Origin of the sequence: Lactobacillus selangorensis, assembly GCF_001437205.1 — a bacterium.
GTDB classification, from domain to species: Bacteria; Bacillota; Bacilli; order Lactobacillales; family Lactobacillaceae; genus Paralactobacillus; species Paralactobacillus selangorensis.
Genome location: NZ_JQAZ01000006.1, coordinates 34,155 through 51,103, shown reverse-complemented (window position 1 = coordinate 51,103; position 16,949 = coordinate 34,155). Strand labels below are relative to the sequence as shown.

The 16,949-nt window shown below is 47.4% G+C and carries 18 protein-coding genes; 9 read left to right on the top strand and 9 right to left on the bottom strand.

Features of this window, described 5'->3' with window-relative positions:
• The first annotated feature begins 61 nt into the window (after positions 1-61).
• Together IV40_RS08180 and IV40_RS08175 are read left to right on the top strand one after the other, a co-directional pair.
• Positions 62-2,602, top strand: a complete 2,541-nt coding sequence (locus IV40_RS08180; RefSeq protein WP_057770469.1) for an excinuclease ABC subunit UvrA — start codon at positions 62-64, stop codon at positions 2,600-2,602.
• Between the two features lies 1 nt (position 2,603).
• Positions 2,604-3,062, top strand: coding sequence for a hypothetical protein (locus tag IV40_RS08175; protein ID WP_057770467.1), 459 nt, complete (start codon positions 2,604-2,606; stop codon positions 3,060-3,062).
• A 44-nt stretch (positions 3,063-3,106) separates the two neighbouring features.
• On the opposite strand, the gene IV40_RS08170 is transcribed toward IV40_RS08175, so the two are convergent.
• Complete coding sequence (locus IV40_RS08170; protein WP_057770464.1) at positions 3,107-3,919, bottom strand: Cof-type HAD-IIB family hydrolase; 813 nt, start codon at positions 3,917-3,919, stop codon at positions 3,107-3,109.
• Positions 3,920-3,947: 28 nt separating this feature from the next.
• Positions 3,948-4,304: a hypothetical protein gene (locus tag IV40_RS08165; protein WP_057770460.1), complete on the bottom strand. Its 357-nt coding sequence runs from the start codon at positions 4,302-4,304 to the stop codon at positions 3,948-3,950.
• Between the two features lie 216 nt (positions 4,305-4,520).
• On the opposite strand from IV40_RS08165, the gene IV40_RS08160 reads away from it, so the two are divergent.
• A complete protein-coding gene (locus tag IV40_RS08160; protein WP_057770457.1) occupies positions 4,521-4,757 on the top strand; it encodes a hypothetical protein in 237 nt (78 codons plus the stop codon).
• Positions 4,758-4,807: 50 nt separating this feature from the next.
• Here IV40_RS08160 and IV40_RS08155 read toward each other — a convergent pair whose 3' ends face one another.
• A complete protein-coding gene (locus tag IV40_RS08155) occupies positions 4,808-5,683 on the bottom strand; it encodes an ROK family protein (protein ID WP_057770454.1) in 876 nt (291 codons plus the stop codon).
• A gap of 123 nt (positions 5,684-5,806) precedes the next feature.
• Entirely contained in the window at positions 5,807-6,529 is a 723-nt protein-coding gene (locus IV40_RS08150; protein ID WP_057770451.1) for a histidine phosphatase family protein, read from the bottom strand.
• A 179-nt stretch (positions 6,530-6,708) separates the two neighbouring features.
• Between IV40_RS08150 and IV40_RS08145 the strand changes: the two genes are divergently transcribed.
• Complete coding sequence (locus tag IV40_RS08145; protein ID WP_057770450.1) at positions 6,709-7,911, top strand: DUF3114 domain-containing protein; 1,203 nt, start codon at positions 6,709-6,711, stop codon at positions 7,909-7,911.
• Positions 7,908-8,660: a hypothetical protein gene (locus IV40_RS08140; RefSeq protein ID WP_057770447.1), complete on the top strand. Its 753-nt coding sequence runs from the start codon at positions 7,908-7,910 to the stop codon at positions 8,658-8,660. Before IV40_RS08145 ends, IV40_RS08140 begins: the two co-directional genes overlap by 4 nt.
• A gap of 116 nt (positions 8,661-8,776) precedes the next feature.
• Here IV40_RS08140 and IV40_RS08135 read toward each other — a convergent pair whose 3' ends face one another.
• The 3 genes from IV40_RS08135 to spx form a co-directional block, all read right to left on the bottom strand.
• Complete coding sequence (locus tag IV40_RS08135) at positions 8,777-9,463, bottom strand: hypothetical protein (protein ID WP_057770444.1); 687 nt, start codon at positions 9,461-9,463, stop codon at positions 8,777-8,779.
• A gap of 110 nt (positions 9,464-9,573) precedes the next feature.
• A complete protein-coding gene (locus IV40_RS08130) occupies positions 9,574-10,320 on the bottom strand; it encodes a GH25 family lysozyme (protein ID WP_057770441.1) in 747 nt (248 codons plus the stop codon).
• Positions 10,321-10,598: 278 nt separating this feature from the next.
• On the bottom strand, positions 10,599-10,997 hold the full coding sequence (gene spx, locus IV40_RS08125) for a transcriptional regulator Spx (RefSeq protein ID WP_057770438.1): 399 nt from the start codon (positions 10,995-10,997) through the stop codon (positions 10,599-10,601).
• A 388-nt stretch (positions 10,998-11,385) separates the two neighbouring features.
• On the opposite strand from spx, the gene IV40_RS08120 reads away from it, so the two are divergent.
• The gene (locus IV40_RS08120; RefSeq protein WP_057770435.1) at positions 11,386-13,764 is read left to right on the top strand and encodes an ATP-dependent DNA helicase; all 2,379 of its coding nucleotides are present in this window, start codon (positions 11,386-11,388) and stop codon (positions 13,762-13,764) included.
• Positions 13,765-13,783: 19 nt separating this feature from the next.
• Here IV40_RS08120 and IV40_RS08115 read toward each other — a convergent pair whose 3' ends face one another.
• On the bottom strand, positions 13,784-14,443 hold the full coding sequence (locus IV40_RS08115; protein WP_057770433.1) for an NAD(P)-dependent oxidoreductase: 660 nt from the start codon (positions 14,441-14,443) through the stop codon (positions 13,784-13,786).
• 151 nt (positions 14,444-14,594) lie between these two features.
• Here IV40_RS08115 and IV40_RS10775 point away from each other — a divergent pair, with 151 nt between their 5' ends.
• From IV40_RS10775 to IV40_RS08100, 3 genes are read left to right on the top strand one after another with little or no spacing between them, the layout of a single operon-like run.
• A complete protein-coding gene (locus IV40_RS10775; RefSeq protein ID WP_057770430.1) occupies positions 14,595-15,455 on the top strand; it encodes a GRP family sugar transporter in 861 nt (286 codons plus the stop codon).
• Positions 15,456-15,473: 18 nt separating this feature from the next.
• Entirely contained in the window at positions 15,474-16,097 is a 624-nt protein-coding gene (locus IV40_RS10770) for an NAD(P)H-dependent oxidoreductase (protein ID WP_057770427.1), read from the top strand.
• Positions 16,098-16,113: 16 nt separating this feature from the next.
• Entirely contained in the window at positions 16,114-16,302 is a 189-nt protein-coding gene (locus IV40_RS08100; RefSeq protein ID WP_057770424.1) for a hypothetical protein, read from the top strand.
• Positions 16,303-16,346: 44 nt separating this feature from the next.
• Here IV40_RS08100 and IV40_RS08095 read toward each other — a convergent pair whose 3' ends face one another.
• On the bottom strand, positions 16,347-16,862 hold the full coding sequence (locus tag IV40_RS08095) for a GNAT family N-acetyltransferase (protein ID WP_057770421.1): 516 nt from the start codon (positions 16,860-16,862) through the stop codon (positions 16,347-16,349).
• Positions 16,863-16,949 lie beyond the last annotated feature (87 nt).

The window sequence follows — 16,949 nt, the reverse complement described above, 5'->3', positions numbered from 1 at the left end:
ACCTCAAAATGTCATTTCAAATCAAGTACGTTAGAATAGAGGGGAAAGGAGTCTTTCATTCATGCCGATTCAACATCGAGAAACGATTCCCACTGTGATTGAAGTTCGTGGTGCCCACGTTCATAATCTGAAAAACTTAAATGTCAATATTCCTTTAAATGCTTTTGTCGTGCTCACCGGTTTGTCGGGTTCCGGCAAATCGTCCTTAGCTATGGGCGTTCTCTATGCCGAAGGGGCGCGCCGTTATTTGAACGCCTTGTCGACTTACACCCGGCGCCGAATCAGCCAAGTCGAAAAGGCTGACGTCGATAGTGTCCGTTACTTGCCCTCAGCCTTAGCGCTGCGGCAGCGACCAACTGTGCCCAGCATTCGTTCAACCGTTGGCACGATGACAGAAAGTCTCAATGTGCTCCGTCTGATCTTCTCACGGCTCGGTTCGCCTAGATGTCCCAATGGCCATCAGATTCCGCCGACGATTGCCATTTCGCATGCGATGGATCTCACTGGCGAACAAATGGGCAAAATTACTTGTCCCGTCTGCGGGGTCGTCTTCGAAGCTTTTTCGGCGGAGGATTTTGCCTTCAACGCTGAGGGAGCCTGCCCGACCTGCGATGGGACTGGGACCGTCCGCCAAATCAAGGCCGATCTTTTAATTCCCGATCCAACCAAAACGCTCCGTGAGGGCGCCGTTGCATCATGGCATCTGCCAGGCCGCACCTTTGTAATCAATATTGCCCAGGCGGCCGGAATTGATATCGATACACCGTTCCAAGATTTAAGCAAAAAGGACCAGGATTTTGTTCTGCATGGTCCCCGCAACGAATACGAAACGGATATTCCATCCAAAACCGGCCGTGTCTTTCACATGGATCATGCCGTTTACGAAAATGCCTTTAACGCCGTCGAAGACAGTATGAAGTCGACCACCAATGAACGGACCATCAAGCAGCTCAATCGATTTTATTCCTTTGATGTCTGCCCGACCTGCCATGGCAGTCGTTTCAAACCAGAACTGATGACACAATTATTAGTTGACAAAAATATTGCTCAGATCAGCGATATGACCTTGACCGAATTAGCTGACTTCATTCCCAAAGTCAAAGCATGGCTGCCGGCAAATATGCAGTCGTTGGCGGATAATCTGCTTGGCGAATTGACCGACAGCCTGCAGCCGATGATTGATTTAGGGCTCGACTATCTGACCCTATCACGAGCCGGCAATACTTTATCGACTGGCGAACTGCAGCGAATCCAGTTAGGACGGACCTTGCGCAGCCAGACCACTGGGGTGCTGTACGTTCTCGATGAACCGTCTGTCGGGCTCCATCCTGCCAATGTCGATGGGTTAATCAAAGTATTGCGGTCACTCGTCTCGCAAGGCAATTCATTAGTTGTCGTCGACCATGATGAAAGTTTGATTGCTGCTGCCGATTATGTAATTGAAATCGGCCCTGGTGCCGGCGCAGAAGGTGGCACCATCGTCGACCAAGGAACCGTTCCCGAAATCGAAGCCAGTCCCAAATCATTGATTGGTCCCTTCCTGACTGGGAAAGCCCAACTACGGACACGTGCGGTTATGCCTGAAAAGGAACTCTTTAAAGAGGGCACACTGGCGCTGCACATCACTGATCGTTTCAATATCAAAGATCTGACGGCCCAATTTCCGATTGGCCGCTTCAATGTGGTCAGCGGTTTTTCCGGCGCTGGTAAATCGACGCTGATTCTCGATGGCCTGATTCCAGCCATTCAAGCCAAAGGCCAGCATCGGCCGGGACCTAAATTTGTGACCAACCTCAAAACCGGCCCGATTAAAAATGTCGTCACCGTCAATTCGGTGCCGATCGGTAAAAACAGCCGTTCAACCGTTGCCACTTACTCCGGCATTCTCGATTCGCTGCGGAAACTGTATGCCCGCACGCCCGAAGCCAAGAAACGGCATTGGACGGCCAGCCGTTTTTCGTACAACGTCAAAGACGGCGCCTGCCCGACCTGTCATGGGACCGGCACAATCTCGCTTGACATCCAGTACCTGCCGGACATGGTCGAAGTCTGCCCCACTTGTCACGGCAAACGCTATGCTCAAGATACCCTTGAAGTGAAATGGCACGGAATGAGTATCGCCGATGCTTTGGATTTGTCCGTCGAAGCCGCCCTGCCGGTCTTCAAAAAAGTACCGTCCATCGAACGCATTCTGGGCTATCTCGAAGATATGGGACTCGGTTACCTGATTCTCGGTGAAAGTACGCCGATGTTATCCGGCGGTGAAGCGCAGCGTCTGAAGCTGATCTCCAGCATGGGCCATTCGCAAAAAGACACGCTCTTCGTCTTCGATGAACCCTCTGTCGGCCTCCATCCGCTCGACATTCAAGTGCTGGTCAAAGTCTTCGATCAGCTGATTCAATCCGGTGCCACTATTATTGCGATCGAACATGACCTCGATGTGCTGTCCAATGCCGATTATATTGTCGATATGGGTCCTAAAGGCGGCATCCATGGCGGCCAGATCGTTGCTACCGGAACGCCGAAGGAGGTCGCCGCTGATCCAAACAGTATCACTGGTCATTACCTCAAGGAACACCTCAAACAGTTTGGAGTGAAATAAGATGCTGAAAAAATTACCACCGCAAATCAAAATTTATGAAGCCTATAGTGCCATTGCAGATGGCCACGTCGAAATCCAATCTGAAAATGAAGCTCACGTTTTGTCATCCAATGAAAAACGGCAGTATCTCGTTCAATGGCAAGGTTCGACCTACACATCGAATGATGCTGCCACTTATTGGCAAGGCTACCCTGGATATCCGATCATTGCCGTTTGGTTATTACAGCATAAAATTCCCTTCGATGACCAGATCGTTGCCTTTTTTGAAGACGTCAACTGGCATGAATTGAATTCTAAACACAAACGGAACTATGCCGCAGCAATCGCCGACTTCATGGCCGACCGGTCCGCCGCAAAAAAGCCAATTAAAACAGCTATTCAAGCCGATTTAGACGCCATTAGCCAATTAGACATGACCGTCAAACGAAATCGGACCCCAATCGTTGAAAAGACAGATTAAACATACAAACGGCGCTGACAAAAAAATTTGCCAGCGCCGTTTGCTTACAATTTAAAATATTTTTTCAGAAACACTGCGACCCCATTTTCATTGTTGGTCGTCGTTTCATAATGTGCAAATTTCTTAACCCGTGGCTGTGCATTCCCCATCGCAACGCTGATATCGGCCACCTGCATCATGCCGGTATCATTCATGCCATCGCCAAACACAATTGTACGTTCAGCCGGAATACCGCTCAATTTCTGAATAGCCTGAACGGCTACGGCTTTATCGTAATGGGACGGAATCAGTTCAATATTGCCCCGATTCGAAGACGACAAATTCATCAAGTGCTGCCGCCCCAAATAAGCATGCGTCACCTTCAATTGAATCTGCTTTTTATAATCGCTGATGATGCCGTTGATGATTTTATCAGCCACCCGTTCGATCTGCGCCCGTGACTGAATCTGAATCGTCTTGAGATTGGTGTTATTACGGTCAATGTTCGCCGCTCGTAACGCCGCTACAGAATACGTGTTGCGATTATCATAGGCCGTATCCAAGGTAAAAAAGTGGCCCGTCAAATGAGCTCGTTCGGCGGCATCATACGCCGCTAAAACGGCTTTTCGACCTAAATGGGCAACTTGAAGACCATCCTTGGTTTCATAAACAGCGCCGTTCGAGGCAATCACATGGACTTGGTCGTTGACTAAGTGTGCGATTGCTGTGGCCAGCACATACATCCGCCCAGAAGCAATATAAAAAAGATGGCCCTGTGCCTGGAGTTGTTCGATGACCTGCCGTGTCGCCGGCGTCACCTTTTTCTGGTCATTGACCAAGGTCCCATCGATATCCATAAAAATGAGATAAGGCTGCATCTATACGCTCCCTCCCTTAGAAACCGGTTTAGCCGCGATCCTGCGGAATGTTGACGGTCTTTTGCAAGTACCATTCTTCCCAAGGTGTGGCGACACTGGAACCGTCCTGAGCATACTGCTGATCCGTAATGTAAGTCAGCAGCCGCTTAAAACTACCAGCCCGATTCGTAATCACGCCATCCAATAATTCTTCTGGTGAAAAAGTGGCATTATTATTTAAATAAGAATTGATATCGACGACATCCCCGTTGTGATCGTCCTGCGTCAAGATATCCAAGTTTTTGGCCTTGAAATGCGGTACATAAAATTTTGCAAAGTCGCTGACGACTTTTTGCTGGGCTGCATCATCCAGCTGATCAAAACTGACAAATTTTTCTTCTGCCATTGTATTTCCCTCCATAATCGTGCGAATCACGTTCTTTTATAATAGGCGTCAGATCACAATTCCGCAACTCATTCGCCGTAAATGAAAGCGGTTCATAAAAAGACACGATTTTCTATTGTTTTTTTAGCTTTCCTGTATTATCATAGCACATATTCACAATTGGCTCGCACCTGTATCTCAGATCATGCAGGCCAGCAACTGAAGGGAATTGTTAAGATGGAAAAAGAAAAATTACACATTGGTGACCAAGTTACTTGCTCCGTTAAAGAAGACATGGATGCCCCTTTTGAGGGTGTCGTTGAAAAAGTTTATGAAAACTCAGCTTTGCTGAGCATCACTCAATATGCCAGTGCCGATCGGACCCATGCGATGGAATTGAACCACAAAATCGTAGTCAGTCTGGCCCGGATGAAAATGGCGAAAAAACAAGCTCACCAAGCTAAAGAAGCTTAATGAAACGATTCAGAAAAAAAGCAGCCGTCAGCGGCTGCTTTTTTCTGACCTTATTTATCCGGATATGTCTGCATGAAATCAACAGCGGCACCCCGCAAATTGGCTTCATTATGGTAACGGCATGTGACCACGTCCGGCATAAACGGTGCAATGTCAACTTGCTTCAAAATTGCCTGCATTTCCCGCTTAACATTCGGTAACAAATCTGGATTTTGCGACACCGCTCCGCCCAGAATGATTCGTTGCGGATCGAAACCATACTGCAGATTGTAAATGGCCCGAGCCAGATTCTTATAAAAATGTTCGACTTCTTCGGCAGCAACCAGATCGCCCTGCTTAGCCAAGTTAAAGACGTCTTCGCCGGTCGCCGCTTTGCCAGTGCGCTCATTGTAATGTCTAGCGACACCAACTGGAGTGGCAACTTCACTGAGAATCTGACCATCGCCCATCTGCATATAGCCGAATTCGCCGCCGAACAGATGCGCACCATGGAAGACGTGCCCATTGATAATCACGGCACCGCCAACACCTGTCCCCAAAACGAGGAACAAGGCGTTTTGAACGTCAGCACCGGCACCGTCGATCATTTCGGCCAGTGCGGCTGAGTTGGCATCATTTTCGAGCGTTACGGGCAGCCCGAATCGTTTGACGAGTTCCGGCTGAATCGGAAAATTGTGAATGTACGGAATTGCACTCGCCCCTTCGATGACCCCCGTTTCCTTGTTGACGGCGCCAGGCGTGCTGATGCCGACCCCAACGATTTGATCGTCAGCCTTCATTTGATCGACTTCTGCAGTTAACTGCTGATAGTATTTGTCCAAACGCTTCGGCGTCGGCAGTGAATGCTGCTTGATGACTTTCTCGCCTGTCCAGACACCATATTTAATCGATGTCCCGCCGACATCGATCACACCAATCTTTGCCATTGTTAAAACCCCTTTTTGTTTTTATTAAGAAACCGATTACATATACTTTTACAATGAAAAGTATATCCTTTTCGGCGGATAAAAAAAAGACTGCTAGGCAGTCTTTCAAAACATCCTTCATTTTTAATTCAACCCTGCTGCGTCGTCCGCACCTTCGTTGACATAATTCATCTGATTAACAGCCTCGACTTTGAATGCCCCATCCTTATAAGCAATGAGCGAAACACTCGCATTATATAAAAAGCCGATTTCTTCGTAGGAAAGGCCTTGATTGGCCAGCCACGCAAAGATGGAATTGCCATGGGAAACAACCAGTACGTTTTGGGCACCTTGCGCCTGCGCCATCATCCCGACTTGTTTCATCGCCGCATCCAGTCGGTCCGAAAGCATCTGATAGCTTTCGCCTTCTTCGGGCGTTTTAGCATTGGTATAAGCAGCAATTGCATCGGCCAGCTCCCGAACACCGAGTTTGCCGGTTGTCATCGCTTCGGCAAATGTTTTGTACTGCGGAAACAGCACTTGTGCGACACGATCGGCTTTTTCACCTTCAAAAACACCAAAGCACTCTTCCCGGAGTCCGGCTAATTGCTTGATCGGCACATCCGTTTGTTCATTGGCATCCAGCACAATCCGAGCCGTTTTAACAGCTCGAACCTGATCACTGGAAAAGGCCGCATCGAAATGCAAATCATTTTTACGAAACCCATGTCCTAAATTTTCAGCAATTTGAATCCCTTCCTGTGTTAAAGGGGAATCGATCCATCCCTGCGTCCGTTCCGTTGTGTTCAACATCGTCTTGCCATGACGAACAAGATAGATCGTCACTGGTGCTTGTTGTGTGCTCACGTCTGCGTGCCTCGCTTTCCTATTTTCTTACTAATTGTAACATAAATTTTTACAGAAACTGCCGCTGATTCAAATGAAATCGAGTCGCTAACTAACAAAAAAGTGCCTTTTTGACCGCCGTCATATTTATCCATTTATAATGATTATTGAAAGCAAAATATGAAAAGGAGGGGGTCAAGATGATACCAGTCCTACCACCGCAAGTGAATGTTCAGACAATCATGGCGCAGACGAATGCGACGTTGCAAGATTTCCTGACACCCACAAGTTATCAAGCATTGGCAGCGACCAAGGGGCATTCTTATTCAGCTGCCCAGATCAAAACCGATCTGACCCATTTTTTAGCGGACGATAAGGGCACCGTTCGCTTGCAGCATCAGCACAATTCAAAATTAACGACCACCTTAACTAGCCAGGTCAAACATTTAGCCAACAAGGATGGTTGGGATGGCGCCGCTTGTGCCGCCTATCTCAATCTCTTGGATACCAAAAAGAGTACCGTCAAAACGGCCCAGCAGGATTTTAAGGCAGCACATGAAATCGGCTCGACCGTCTACAGTAAAATGTATCATGCCTGCCAATACGAGCCTCGTAAAAAAGTGCTGCTGCTGATTGAAAAACAATTCGGCGGCAAAATCGATCAATACGGGATGCTGCAGCTGACCAACCAGCAATTCAAGTTTTATCCACATTTAGGGCCGAATTCTAGTTTCTTAGCCTATTTTGCTCAGACGGTCCAGAAAATTTACCGCCGCAAAGACGGCACATGGACCCCACTGAGCATGAATGTGCCTGGCGACCAAGCCATCCACGAATTCCGGTATTGGATCGACCGGCAGGACCTTCACTACATCCATACCTATTTCAAGGGCAAAACCAATTACGCCCAGATGATGGACTATCAGAATCGCTACGTCGACAACCTGTACTTTGGGGAAAGCTCCAGATTGCATAACAAATTTGTTTTGGGACAGCTCCCTAGCAAACAGGTCAACGACAAAATTCTCTCCAACGATATGCATGGTGAATTTATTTTCAACATGCACACCGGCAAGACGGTCTCCGAATGGAACGTCCTCAAAGTGTCCCAGAACGGCCATCATGTCAACGAAAATCCCGACATCGTCAACGGATTGACCCAGCAGCAACAATTGCAGTTGCTCGATACAGAGTCGTTTAACTACGCTTCGCCGCTGGATGAAGCCGCTCATTACGACTTGGATGTTTCACCAGCTTCGGCGTCGACACCGCAAAAGCCGAAACCAGACGATGAATATTTGGAAGATCAGCTCAAAGTCGACCTCAAGAACAAATTTGCCGTTCCTGATTATGACAGTTACACTGAAATTTATCTTGGTCCGCAGGAGGTCAGTCAAAAATGAAACACTTGAAACGCAGCTGGTTCATAGGAATCGTCTTCTTGTGTTTCCTATTGATTACACCAGCAAATACCTTAGCTGCTAAAAAACCGCAAGCGGCGACCGATCACACCAAGGTGACGACGATTATGGACAAGGCACCGATCATTACCATTACGGAAGGCGATATGTACCGTTACACTCAAATCGGCTATGACAAGAAAACCAATCGGGGCTGGGCAATTGATACTGAACATAATTATTATCCGGTCCTCCGCAAGGGCCACCACGTCTATGTGACGACCGAAAATGATAATAACCAGTATGTTTCAAAACAGTTCAACGGCACCTTCGATTTCTTCTTTAAGGCTGCTTTTAAAAAGACGACCGTTGCCGAAGTGTATAAACACCATGGTACAATCACGATTACCAATGCCAAGAAGCTGAAGAAAATCAAAAAGCATTTGGACATCATCACCATTCGGCATTACAAAACCTTAAGCAAGGTCACCGTCAAATTCGACAACCACTACCGTGTTTCTTCGATTCAATTCAAATTCAAAGATCCGACCTATCAAAAGACAATCAACAAAGTCGAATCCCGTTACAATCAGACTTATCATTATGATACTTCGCAGGCCAGTTTCGATGAACGTTACGATGCCGTCAAGAAACGTCAGGATAAACTGAAGCACCTCGACACCATCGAAGAAAAACGTGAAGATACCGATGATGGGAAGATGTCGTCATCTTCCGTTTCTTCTGCACAATAGAATAAAAAAGCCGTGACAAAAGTATCTCTTTCACAAAAAATGACTCTTTAAATGCAATTTTTGCATTTAAAGAGTCATTTTTGTTTGAACCATATAAACCTGCTATGCGCTCTTTGTTATTTCGTCGTTTTCTTAGTGGTCGTTTTGCGGCGTGTCGTCGTCTTTTTGGCGGCTGGTTTCTTAGCGGCCGCCGTTTTACGGGTGGTCGTCCGTTTGCGAGTGGTTGTCGCTTTCTTACGCGTCGTCGTGGTTTTCTTTTTGGCAGTCGTCTTGCGAGTCGTGGTCTGCTTAGCCGGTGCCTTCTTGGCAACAGCTTCTGGGACAGGCTCTTCATGCGGCTTTTGCGCCTCTAACTGCAAAAAATCATTCTTTTCGAAAATCGCATCGTTGATGTCCGCATTTGTTTCCGTAAACTGCTTCAAATAATCGTCCGTCGTTGTCATTTCGTCGATACGGAGTCCAGTGACGTTAATATCCTCAGATTCAACGATCAGATAGAGCCGCACTGGAACGGTCTCGTCTTCGGATTGGAAGAACTGCCCAATTTTGGTCGCATACCGCAGCGGCAGATTGATAATCCCCGTTTCCAAAGTAAACGTTGCCGGCCGATCGGGGTAATCGACAGTCAGCTGCAGCTGAGCGAGCCGATTGTCGCCGAGATCCTTGCGCAAACGGTCGTACAGCTCATGCGTATAGGTCGGCAGGCCTTTTTCAGCCAGATGTTCCGGCGAAACGTGCCACTCTTGGTGATCATAATCCTGGTTTTGCACCGCATCTAAATATTGTTGTACCGTTAATTCCATGGTCAGGCTCCTTTATCCGTTTTATTTATCTTACCCTAAACCCCTCCGGAAAACAAAAAGGAGTGTTCCAAGCGTCGAAACGACGTTTGAAACACTCCTTTTACAATTGCCTATGACTTAATCCAGTTGTAAATCTGGTCAGAAGTGGTCTTACTGATATCGACGTCCCCATTGATTCCGTCGACATGACCCTGACTCGTATACTGCCATAAATCGGAATTTTGCGGCTGGTTGGCGCTATAATCAGCGATCCAGGTCCCATCAAATTGGCTGGCGTCAAGCTGATTTTCCTTTAAATAGCTGCTATACGTGTACAGAACGATCTTTTTCTTGGTCAATTGACGCATACGGGCAAGCCAGGCGTTGATATACACCTGTTCTGAAGCGTCCCCAACATGATCTTCATCATCTAACACATAGAATTTCGATTGTTTGTCGGCATGAGCATAGAAACTGTCGGCCGCCTGTTTCGCTCCTTCGACACTCGTAAATTGTGAGAAGGCATAACTGGCAAACGGTAGCTTATTCTGCTTGGCGGCTTGATAATATTCGTCCTTCTTCGTGTCAAGACGATAACTGGCCTCATTGGCTTCAGAACCGTACTGCGTTCGAATAATCGCTAAGTCGACCTGCTGATTGACTTTTTGCCAATCAATATCCCCCTGCCATTGCGAAACGTCGATTACTTGACCGGTTTGCGGCCGCTGATCAACGACACGCGCCGTTTCAGTCTTCGTCGCCGCTCGTTTGGCTTTCGGGGTTGCTTCTGAAGTCCCCAGACTCGTAGTCAGCAGAAACAACATGGCAAGTGCAATTCTAATGATAATGTGCAATGATTTTTTATACTCGATAAACACTCATCCTCCTTAAAAAAAGCGTCCGGCGTTATTTTATTGCAAGAATAAATCCCCAGCCGGACGTGATCAAAAAGTAGTTTTGTTATTTAATTGTTTCTATTATACCGAGAATAAAAAGAATGTCTACCCCTTTTCAGAAAAAATATGTAACTTTTTTGTTATTTTTTGGCAACTTACCGCACTCGCCAAAAAAGAGAGTTTGAGCCCAAAAGGAACCATTTTTGATCTCAAACCCTTCAAACGATCTAAATCCTCCCAGCAGACCGTTTACGACCGATCTAACGATCAATCAGGCGTTCTGCTTCCTGAAACTCCAACATTCGTACTTCACGTGGCAGGAAACGACGGACTTCTTCCTCATTAAAACCGACTTCCAAACGTTTATCATCAAAAATAATCGGCCGTTTCAAGAGATGCGGCTCTTGAACAAGCAGATCGAGCAGTTTATCCAGCGAAAGATCCTCTAAATTACAGGTCAATGCTTGATAGGCGTTTGAATGCGTCGCAATAATATCCTCCGTCCCGTTTTCGGTGCGGCACAGTAACTTTTTCAATTCAGCTTTCGACAAAGGTTTCGAGAAAATATTCCGTTCCTGATACGGAAGATGATTTTCCTGAAGCCATCTGCGTGCCTTACGATTGGATGCATTACTAGAAGAAACAAATAATTGGATCATGAATATGAGCCCCTTTCATTGATTACGGCCGTTATGCACGATCTCCGTAAACTCCTCAATGTCTTTTCACAAAATTAGGTGGCCGCCATTAGTGATCGCGATTATTTCAATTAAAACTGTTTCACATGAATCTTTCATCAAACCTTCGCTATTATATTACCATGTTTTCAGGGCAAATGTACAGACTTTGCTCAATATTTAACTATCTATTTTTAGCTAAGCTATCAGTGGTTACACGTTTTTTTGTAGGAACAAATTCACAAACTTCACAAACTTTAGGAGTGCTATACCAATTCATTAAATGAGAAAATTTCTCTTTTTGGGAACAAACGTTTGATAAATGTTTTATAATAGATAAACTTGGGAAAAATGAAAGAAGGCGAACGGTGTGAAAAAGGTCGGTGTCCGGCAATTAGTTGAATTTATTTTGCGTAGCGGCGATTTGGGTGGCAGTTCAAACAGCAGCAATACGGCCCAGCAAGGCACACGCATCCATCACATGCTCCAAAAACAGGGCGGCGCCGATTATCAAAAGGAAGTTTACCTCGAACAGCCAGTTACCCTCTGCCACCAAGATTATCTCATCAACGGACGGGCCGATGGGGTCATCACGACGGCTAACGAGACAACGATCGAAGAAATCAAAACATCCGCACCGGCGTTTGAAGACCTGCCAGACAGCACCCTGACCCTCTATTGGGGGCAAGTTCAAGTCTATGGTCACCTGCTGATGGAAAAAGAGGATCTTGACCAGGTCACCCTGCAGCTGACCTATTACCAGACAACGACCGATCAGATTACCCGTACCCAGCACACCTACACCCGAAAGGAAGCGGCCGCATTTTTCGACCGCCTCATCAAAGAATTCGAGTCGTGGCTCGTCTTCAAACAGGATCTCGTCCAAAAACGGGATGATTCGATTCACCAGCTTGATTTTCCATTTCATGCCTATCGGCCGCACCAGCGTGAGCTTGCTATCGCTGTTTATAAAACAATTTTGACGCAGTCACGCCTCTTTGTGGAAGCACCGACCGGAACCGGCAAAACGATTTCGACCCTGTTTCCTGCCATTAAAGCTATCGGTGAGAACAAGATTCAACGGCTTTTTTATTTAACGGCCAAACAAAGTACTCGTCGCGTTGCGGAGATGGCATTAGAACTGATGGGCCAGCAGGACCTTCAGGTAAAGAGCATCACCCTTACGGCTCGAGATAAAATCCAGTTTCCAGAGGAAGCCGACCTGACGCCGGCTGAGAATCCCTATATGGTCGGCTACTATGACCGGTTGCGACCAGCGATTAAGGACATGCTGACTCATGAAAATCGCATCACCCGTGACGTAGTTGAGCAATATGCGCAGCAATACACCCTCGATCCGTTCGAATTTTCATTAGATGCCAGTTTATTTTGTGATGTTATTATTTGCGATTACAATTATTTGTTCGACCCGCTGGTTTATCTGCAGCGCTTCTTCAGCGAACCCGACCCGGACAACTTTTTTTTGATTGATGAAGCCCACAATCTGGTCAATCGTTCCAGAGCGATGTATTCGGCCGCACTTGAAAGCGGCCCGCTGGATGAGCTGATTAAAACGGCTCGTGACATCGATGAGCCGGGTGTCCAGCAGCTGCTCAAAAAAATGCGGACTTTGAAACGTGCCTTCAATGCCGTCAAAAAAACGCTGCAAGCCCATGATGTTTACGAAGCGGTTGCTGAAGCGCCCCTTGATTCTTTTAACACCGCCGTCGGCAAATGGACCGACTTTGTGCGGGACTGGCTGCCAGAACGGGAAAACGACCCCTTCACCAAGAGTGTGCTTGATTATTTTCTGACGGCGAGTGCCTATTTACGCATCAGCGACCTTTATGATGAAACGTTTCGGACCCACACCATCCGTCAGCCGCACAATGTAATCGTCAAACAGCTTTGTCTTGACCCCAGCGAATTTTTAGACCAGTCCTTGTCACTGGGCGGCGGGGCGGTCTTCTTTTCGGCGACACTGACGCCGATGCACTACTATGAAGAAACGTTGGGCTGCAAGGAAGATGCCCTATCATTCCGGCTGCCTTCTCCGTTTCCAGCGCAAAATCAGGCGATTTTAATCACCCAGTACATCCAGACGACCTACAAGCAGCGGGCCAGCAACCTGCAGGCGATTGTCCTCAGTTTGGCTGCACTCGTTCAGAGCCACCAGGGCAATTATTTATTTTTCTTTCCTTCCTATACCTACCTCGACAAAGTGTATACGGCGTTTACCGTCCAATTTCCAGACGTCAAGGTGGCCCGGCAGGAAACGGGGATGGACGCTGCGGCTAGAACCGCTTTTCTGGAACAGTTTCAGGCCGAGCCAGACGCCACGCTCGTCGGCTTTGCTGTTTTAGGCGGTATTTTTGCGGAAGGAATCGACCTCAAAGGCACCCGGCTCAGCGGTGCCGCCGTTGTTAGCGTCGGACTCCCTGGCCTGAACGTTGAAACCGACCTCGTTCGGAATTATTTTGATAAAACAAACCATCACGGCTTCGAATACGCCTACCAGCTGCCCGGCCTGAATAATGTTCTGCAGGCAGCCGGCCGTGTTATTCGCAGTGCGACCGATGTCGGCGTCGTTCTCCTGCTCGACCAGCGTTTCGCCAGTCCCCGTTATACCAGCCTTTTTCCGGCCCATTGGGATCATTACCAGCGTATCCCGACTCTGAGTCGTTTGAAGACAACTCTGGCCGAATTTTGGGAACAACATGCATCAAAAAAGACGGATTTCACAGTGTGAAATCCGTCTTTTTTAATCCTTAATCCTGGTCCCGATCGGCAACGGTGAAACGAGCTTGATGATGCTGCGGTTTTTCGATTTCATTCAGAATCGCCACGCCCATCGTACCGGAAGTAGTTACCGAATGGCCGTCCGGACTGACCAGCAATTCGTCGGTACCGGTTGTATAGTCGGTTTCAACACCTTTGTGGAAATCGGCAGATGGTGACACACCGACCCAGTTGACGTCCTTAACCCCTTGCAAGTAATGTAATTCTTCAAGCTGTGCCTTTGGAATCGCAATAAAGGCGTCGCTCTTCGGATCCTGGGCAATATCGTCCACGAACAGGTGCTTGTCGTCGCCAGTCTTAAGGCTGCCAGCGCCTAAAATGAAGAACAAACGAGGTGTGGTTGTATCGGCATACATTTTGACCAGCTTCTTCGCTAAGTCGACGTGCTGTCCTGCCTCTGATGGACCGGCCGCAAATGCATCGACAATGACCTGCGCACCAGCTAAATCATCAGTTGTCAGATCAAAAGCATCCTTCGCTAAAACATGAATCGTCGGAAATTCATTTTGTAATTGGGCTAGATGCTGCTGCGAACGGGCAATCGCAGTTACTTCGTGTCCCCGACGTGCGGCTTCGGCAGTTACCGCCGAACCAGCCATACCGGTCGCACCAATAATCATAATCTTCATCAGCAGATTCCTCCTTAAAAAAATTCGTTCAAGATGAACGTAAGCCATTCGGCGCCAAAATGCAATTAGATAGGTCTAATTTTAAGTCTCGGACGTCCAGTTGCGCTATTCTAGAGGTGAAAACATTTCCATGCGAAAGGAAGGGTGCACCATGAAATATCTTATTGCAATCATTCCAGCGATCGGCTGGGGGATCCAGCCCCTCATCGTTGGGAAAATCGGCGGCAAACCGTCCAATCAAATTCTTGGGACTGGTATTGGGGCCTTCATCGTCGGTCTCATTATTTTAATGATGAGCGGAACGACCTCTGGAATGGCATTCTGGCTCAGTCTTCTGTCCGGCCTCTTTTGGGTCATCGGTCAAGTCGGTCAGTATATTTCCTATACAAAAATGAGTGTGGCCAATACGATGCCAATCACCACCGGCCTGCAAGTCATCGGGACTTCGCTGATTGGGGTCCTGATTTTTGGGGAATGGCAAGGTACCTTTGCCAAGTGGATCGGTGCGTTTGCGATTGTCCTGATCATCATCGGGGTCACCATGACCACTGTTAAGGATAAATCAGATGGCAAAGCCAAGGAAGATCAGAGTATTCTCGCCGGACTCGCCGTTTTAGTGCCTACCACAATCGGTTATTGGGTCTATAGTGCCCTGCCCAAGATGGTCAAATCTTCTTCACTTGAGATTTTCTTCCCGCAAATGTTAGGAATTCTTTTAGGAGCACTCATTTATGTGCTCATTTCACGGCAAGGTCAAGCTTTCCGTCAAAAGGAAAGCTGGCAGAGTGTTTCGGTCGGACTCGTCTTTGGGGTTTCCGCCCTCGCCTACATTTTCTCGGCCAAGGAAAATGGGGTCGCTACGGCCTACGTCATTACCCAGCTGAACGTTGTCATTGCAACGTTAGGCAGCATTCTAATCTTGCATGAACACAAGTCGCACCGTGAATTAGTCTTTACATTGAGCGGATTAGTGCTTATCGTTATTGGTAGTGTTGCCACTGCTTTCTTATAATGAATAGGAGGATTTACGATGAGTAAAGTTTTAGTGATCGATGCACATCCCTTAGATGCTGCCCACTCACATACATTAACCGTTTTAGATACTTTTATGAAAGCCTATACAGATCTGCATCCCGATGATGAGATCGAGACTGAAAAACTATACGACGAATATCTGCCGGAAATCGACGCCGATATGCTGAATGGCTGGGCGGCCTTGCGTGGCGGAACTGCCTTCGAGTCCTTAAGCGATGATCAGAAGAAAAAAATCAATCGTTTCAATGAATTCACACAACAATTTCTGGATGCCGACAAAGTGATTGTGGCCAACCCGCTGTGGAACCAGAATATTCCGACTCGTTTGAAGGCTTGGTTCGATACGACGTGTGTTGCTGGCAAGAGTTTCAAGTACTCGCCGGATGGCAAGCCGATCGGTTTACAGCCTGATAAGAAGGCCCTGCACATTCAATCCGCCGGCGGCACTTACCATGAACAAGATATCGGCAGCCAATACGTCAAACGGATGTTCAGCATTTATGGTGTGACTGCTTTCCAGCAAATCGAAATCGACGGAATCGATTATGCGCCCGATAAAGAAACTGAAATCATGGACGCCGCTAATCAACAAGCTGAAACAGTCGCAAAGACATTTTAAAAGGAGTGTTTTTTAAATGGATCAGGATGAATTGATTGCCAAACTGAAGGGTTTGATCAGCGATGGCAAGATGGACGAAGCCAAAAGCTTTTTAGCCGACCATCAAGCCGACCTCGGTGAATATTATGACAAAGCTAAAGACCTTATTAGCGGTGACGGCACAGCCGATGCCGTTGACAAACTGAAAGGTTTCTTCGGCAAGTAGAAAGTCTAAAAAAGAAGCAGGTGACGTATGGTCACCTGCTTCTTTTAGACTTCATCAAACGCCCGTAGATACTGAACAACGCCATGGACGCCATGCAAACCATCCGGGCGCAGCGCTTTGACCCGAAAGGCGGCATCCGGCACATCATATGGGGCCGTGATATCGAACCGGCTCGCTGGCACATAACCAAAACGAGCGTAATAATCCGGCCAGCCGAGAATACTGATAAAGGGTACTTGTGCAGCAGCTGCTCGTTTTTCGAGTTCGGTTAAAAGAGCCGTTCCAAGCCCTTCTTTTTGAAATGCTGGCAGAACAGCCAGCGGCGCTAAACATTGGCCAACCACTGAACCAACCTTGATGGGACTCAAGAGCCCCATTCCGACAATTTGGCCGGCATCTGTTGTAGCCACAACCTCGAATTGTGCTTGATAATGCGAATCTTGTCGGATTTTTGTAACTAATTCGGCTTCATTGCCGTAACCATGCGGTGTGGCGCTGAACGCTGCTCGCAACAGCTGCTCCACTGCGGCAGCGTCGGTTGTCTGATAAGTACGAATCATCGGTCATCCCTCCGTTTTCAATTTTAAAAATGCTTTTATCCCCATTCATAATAAAATTCATGGTACAGTAAAACTAGAATAAGAAAT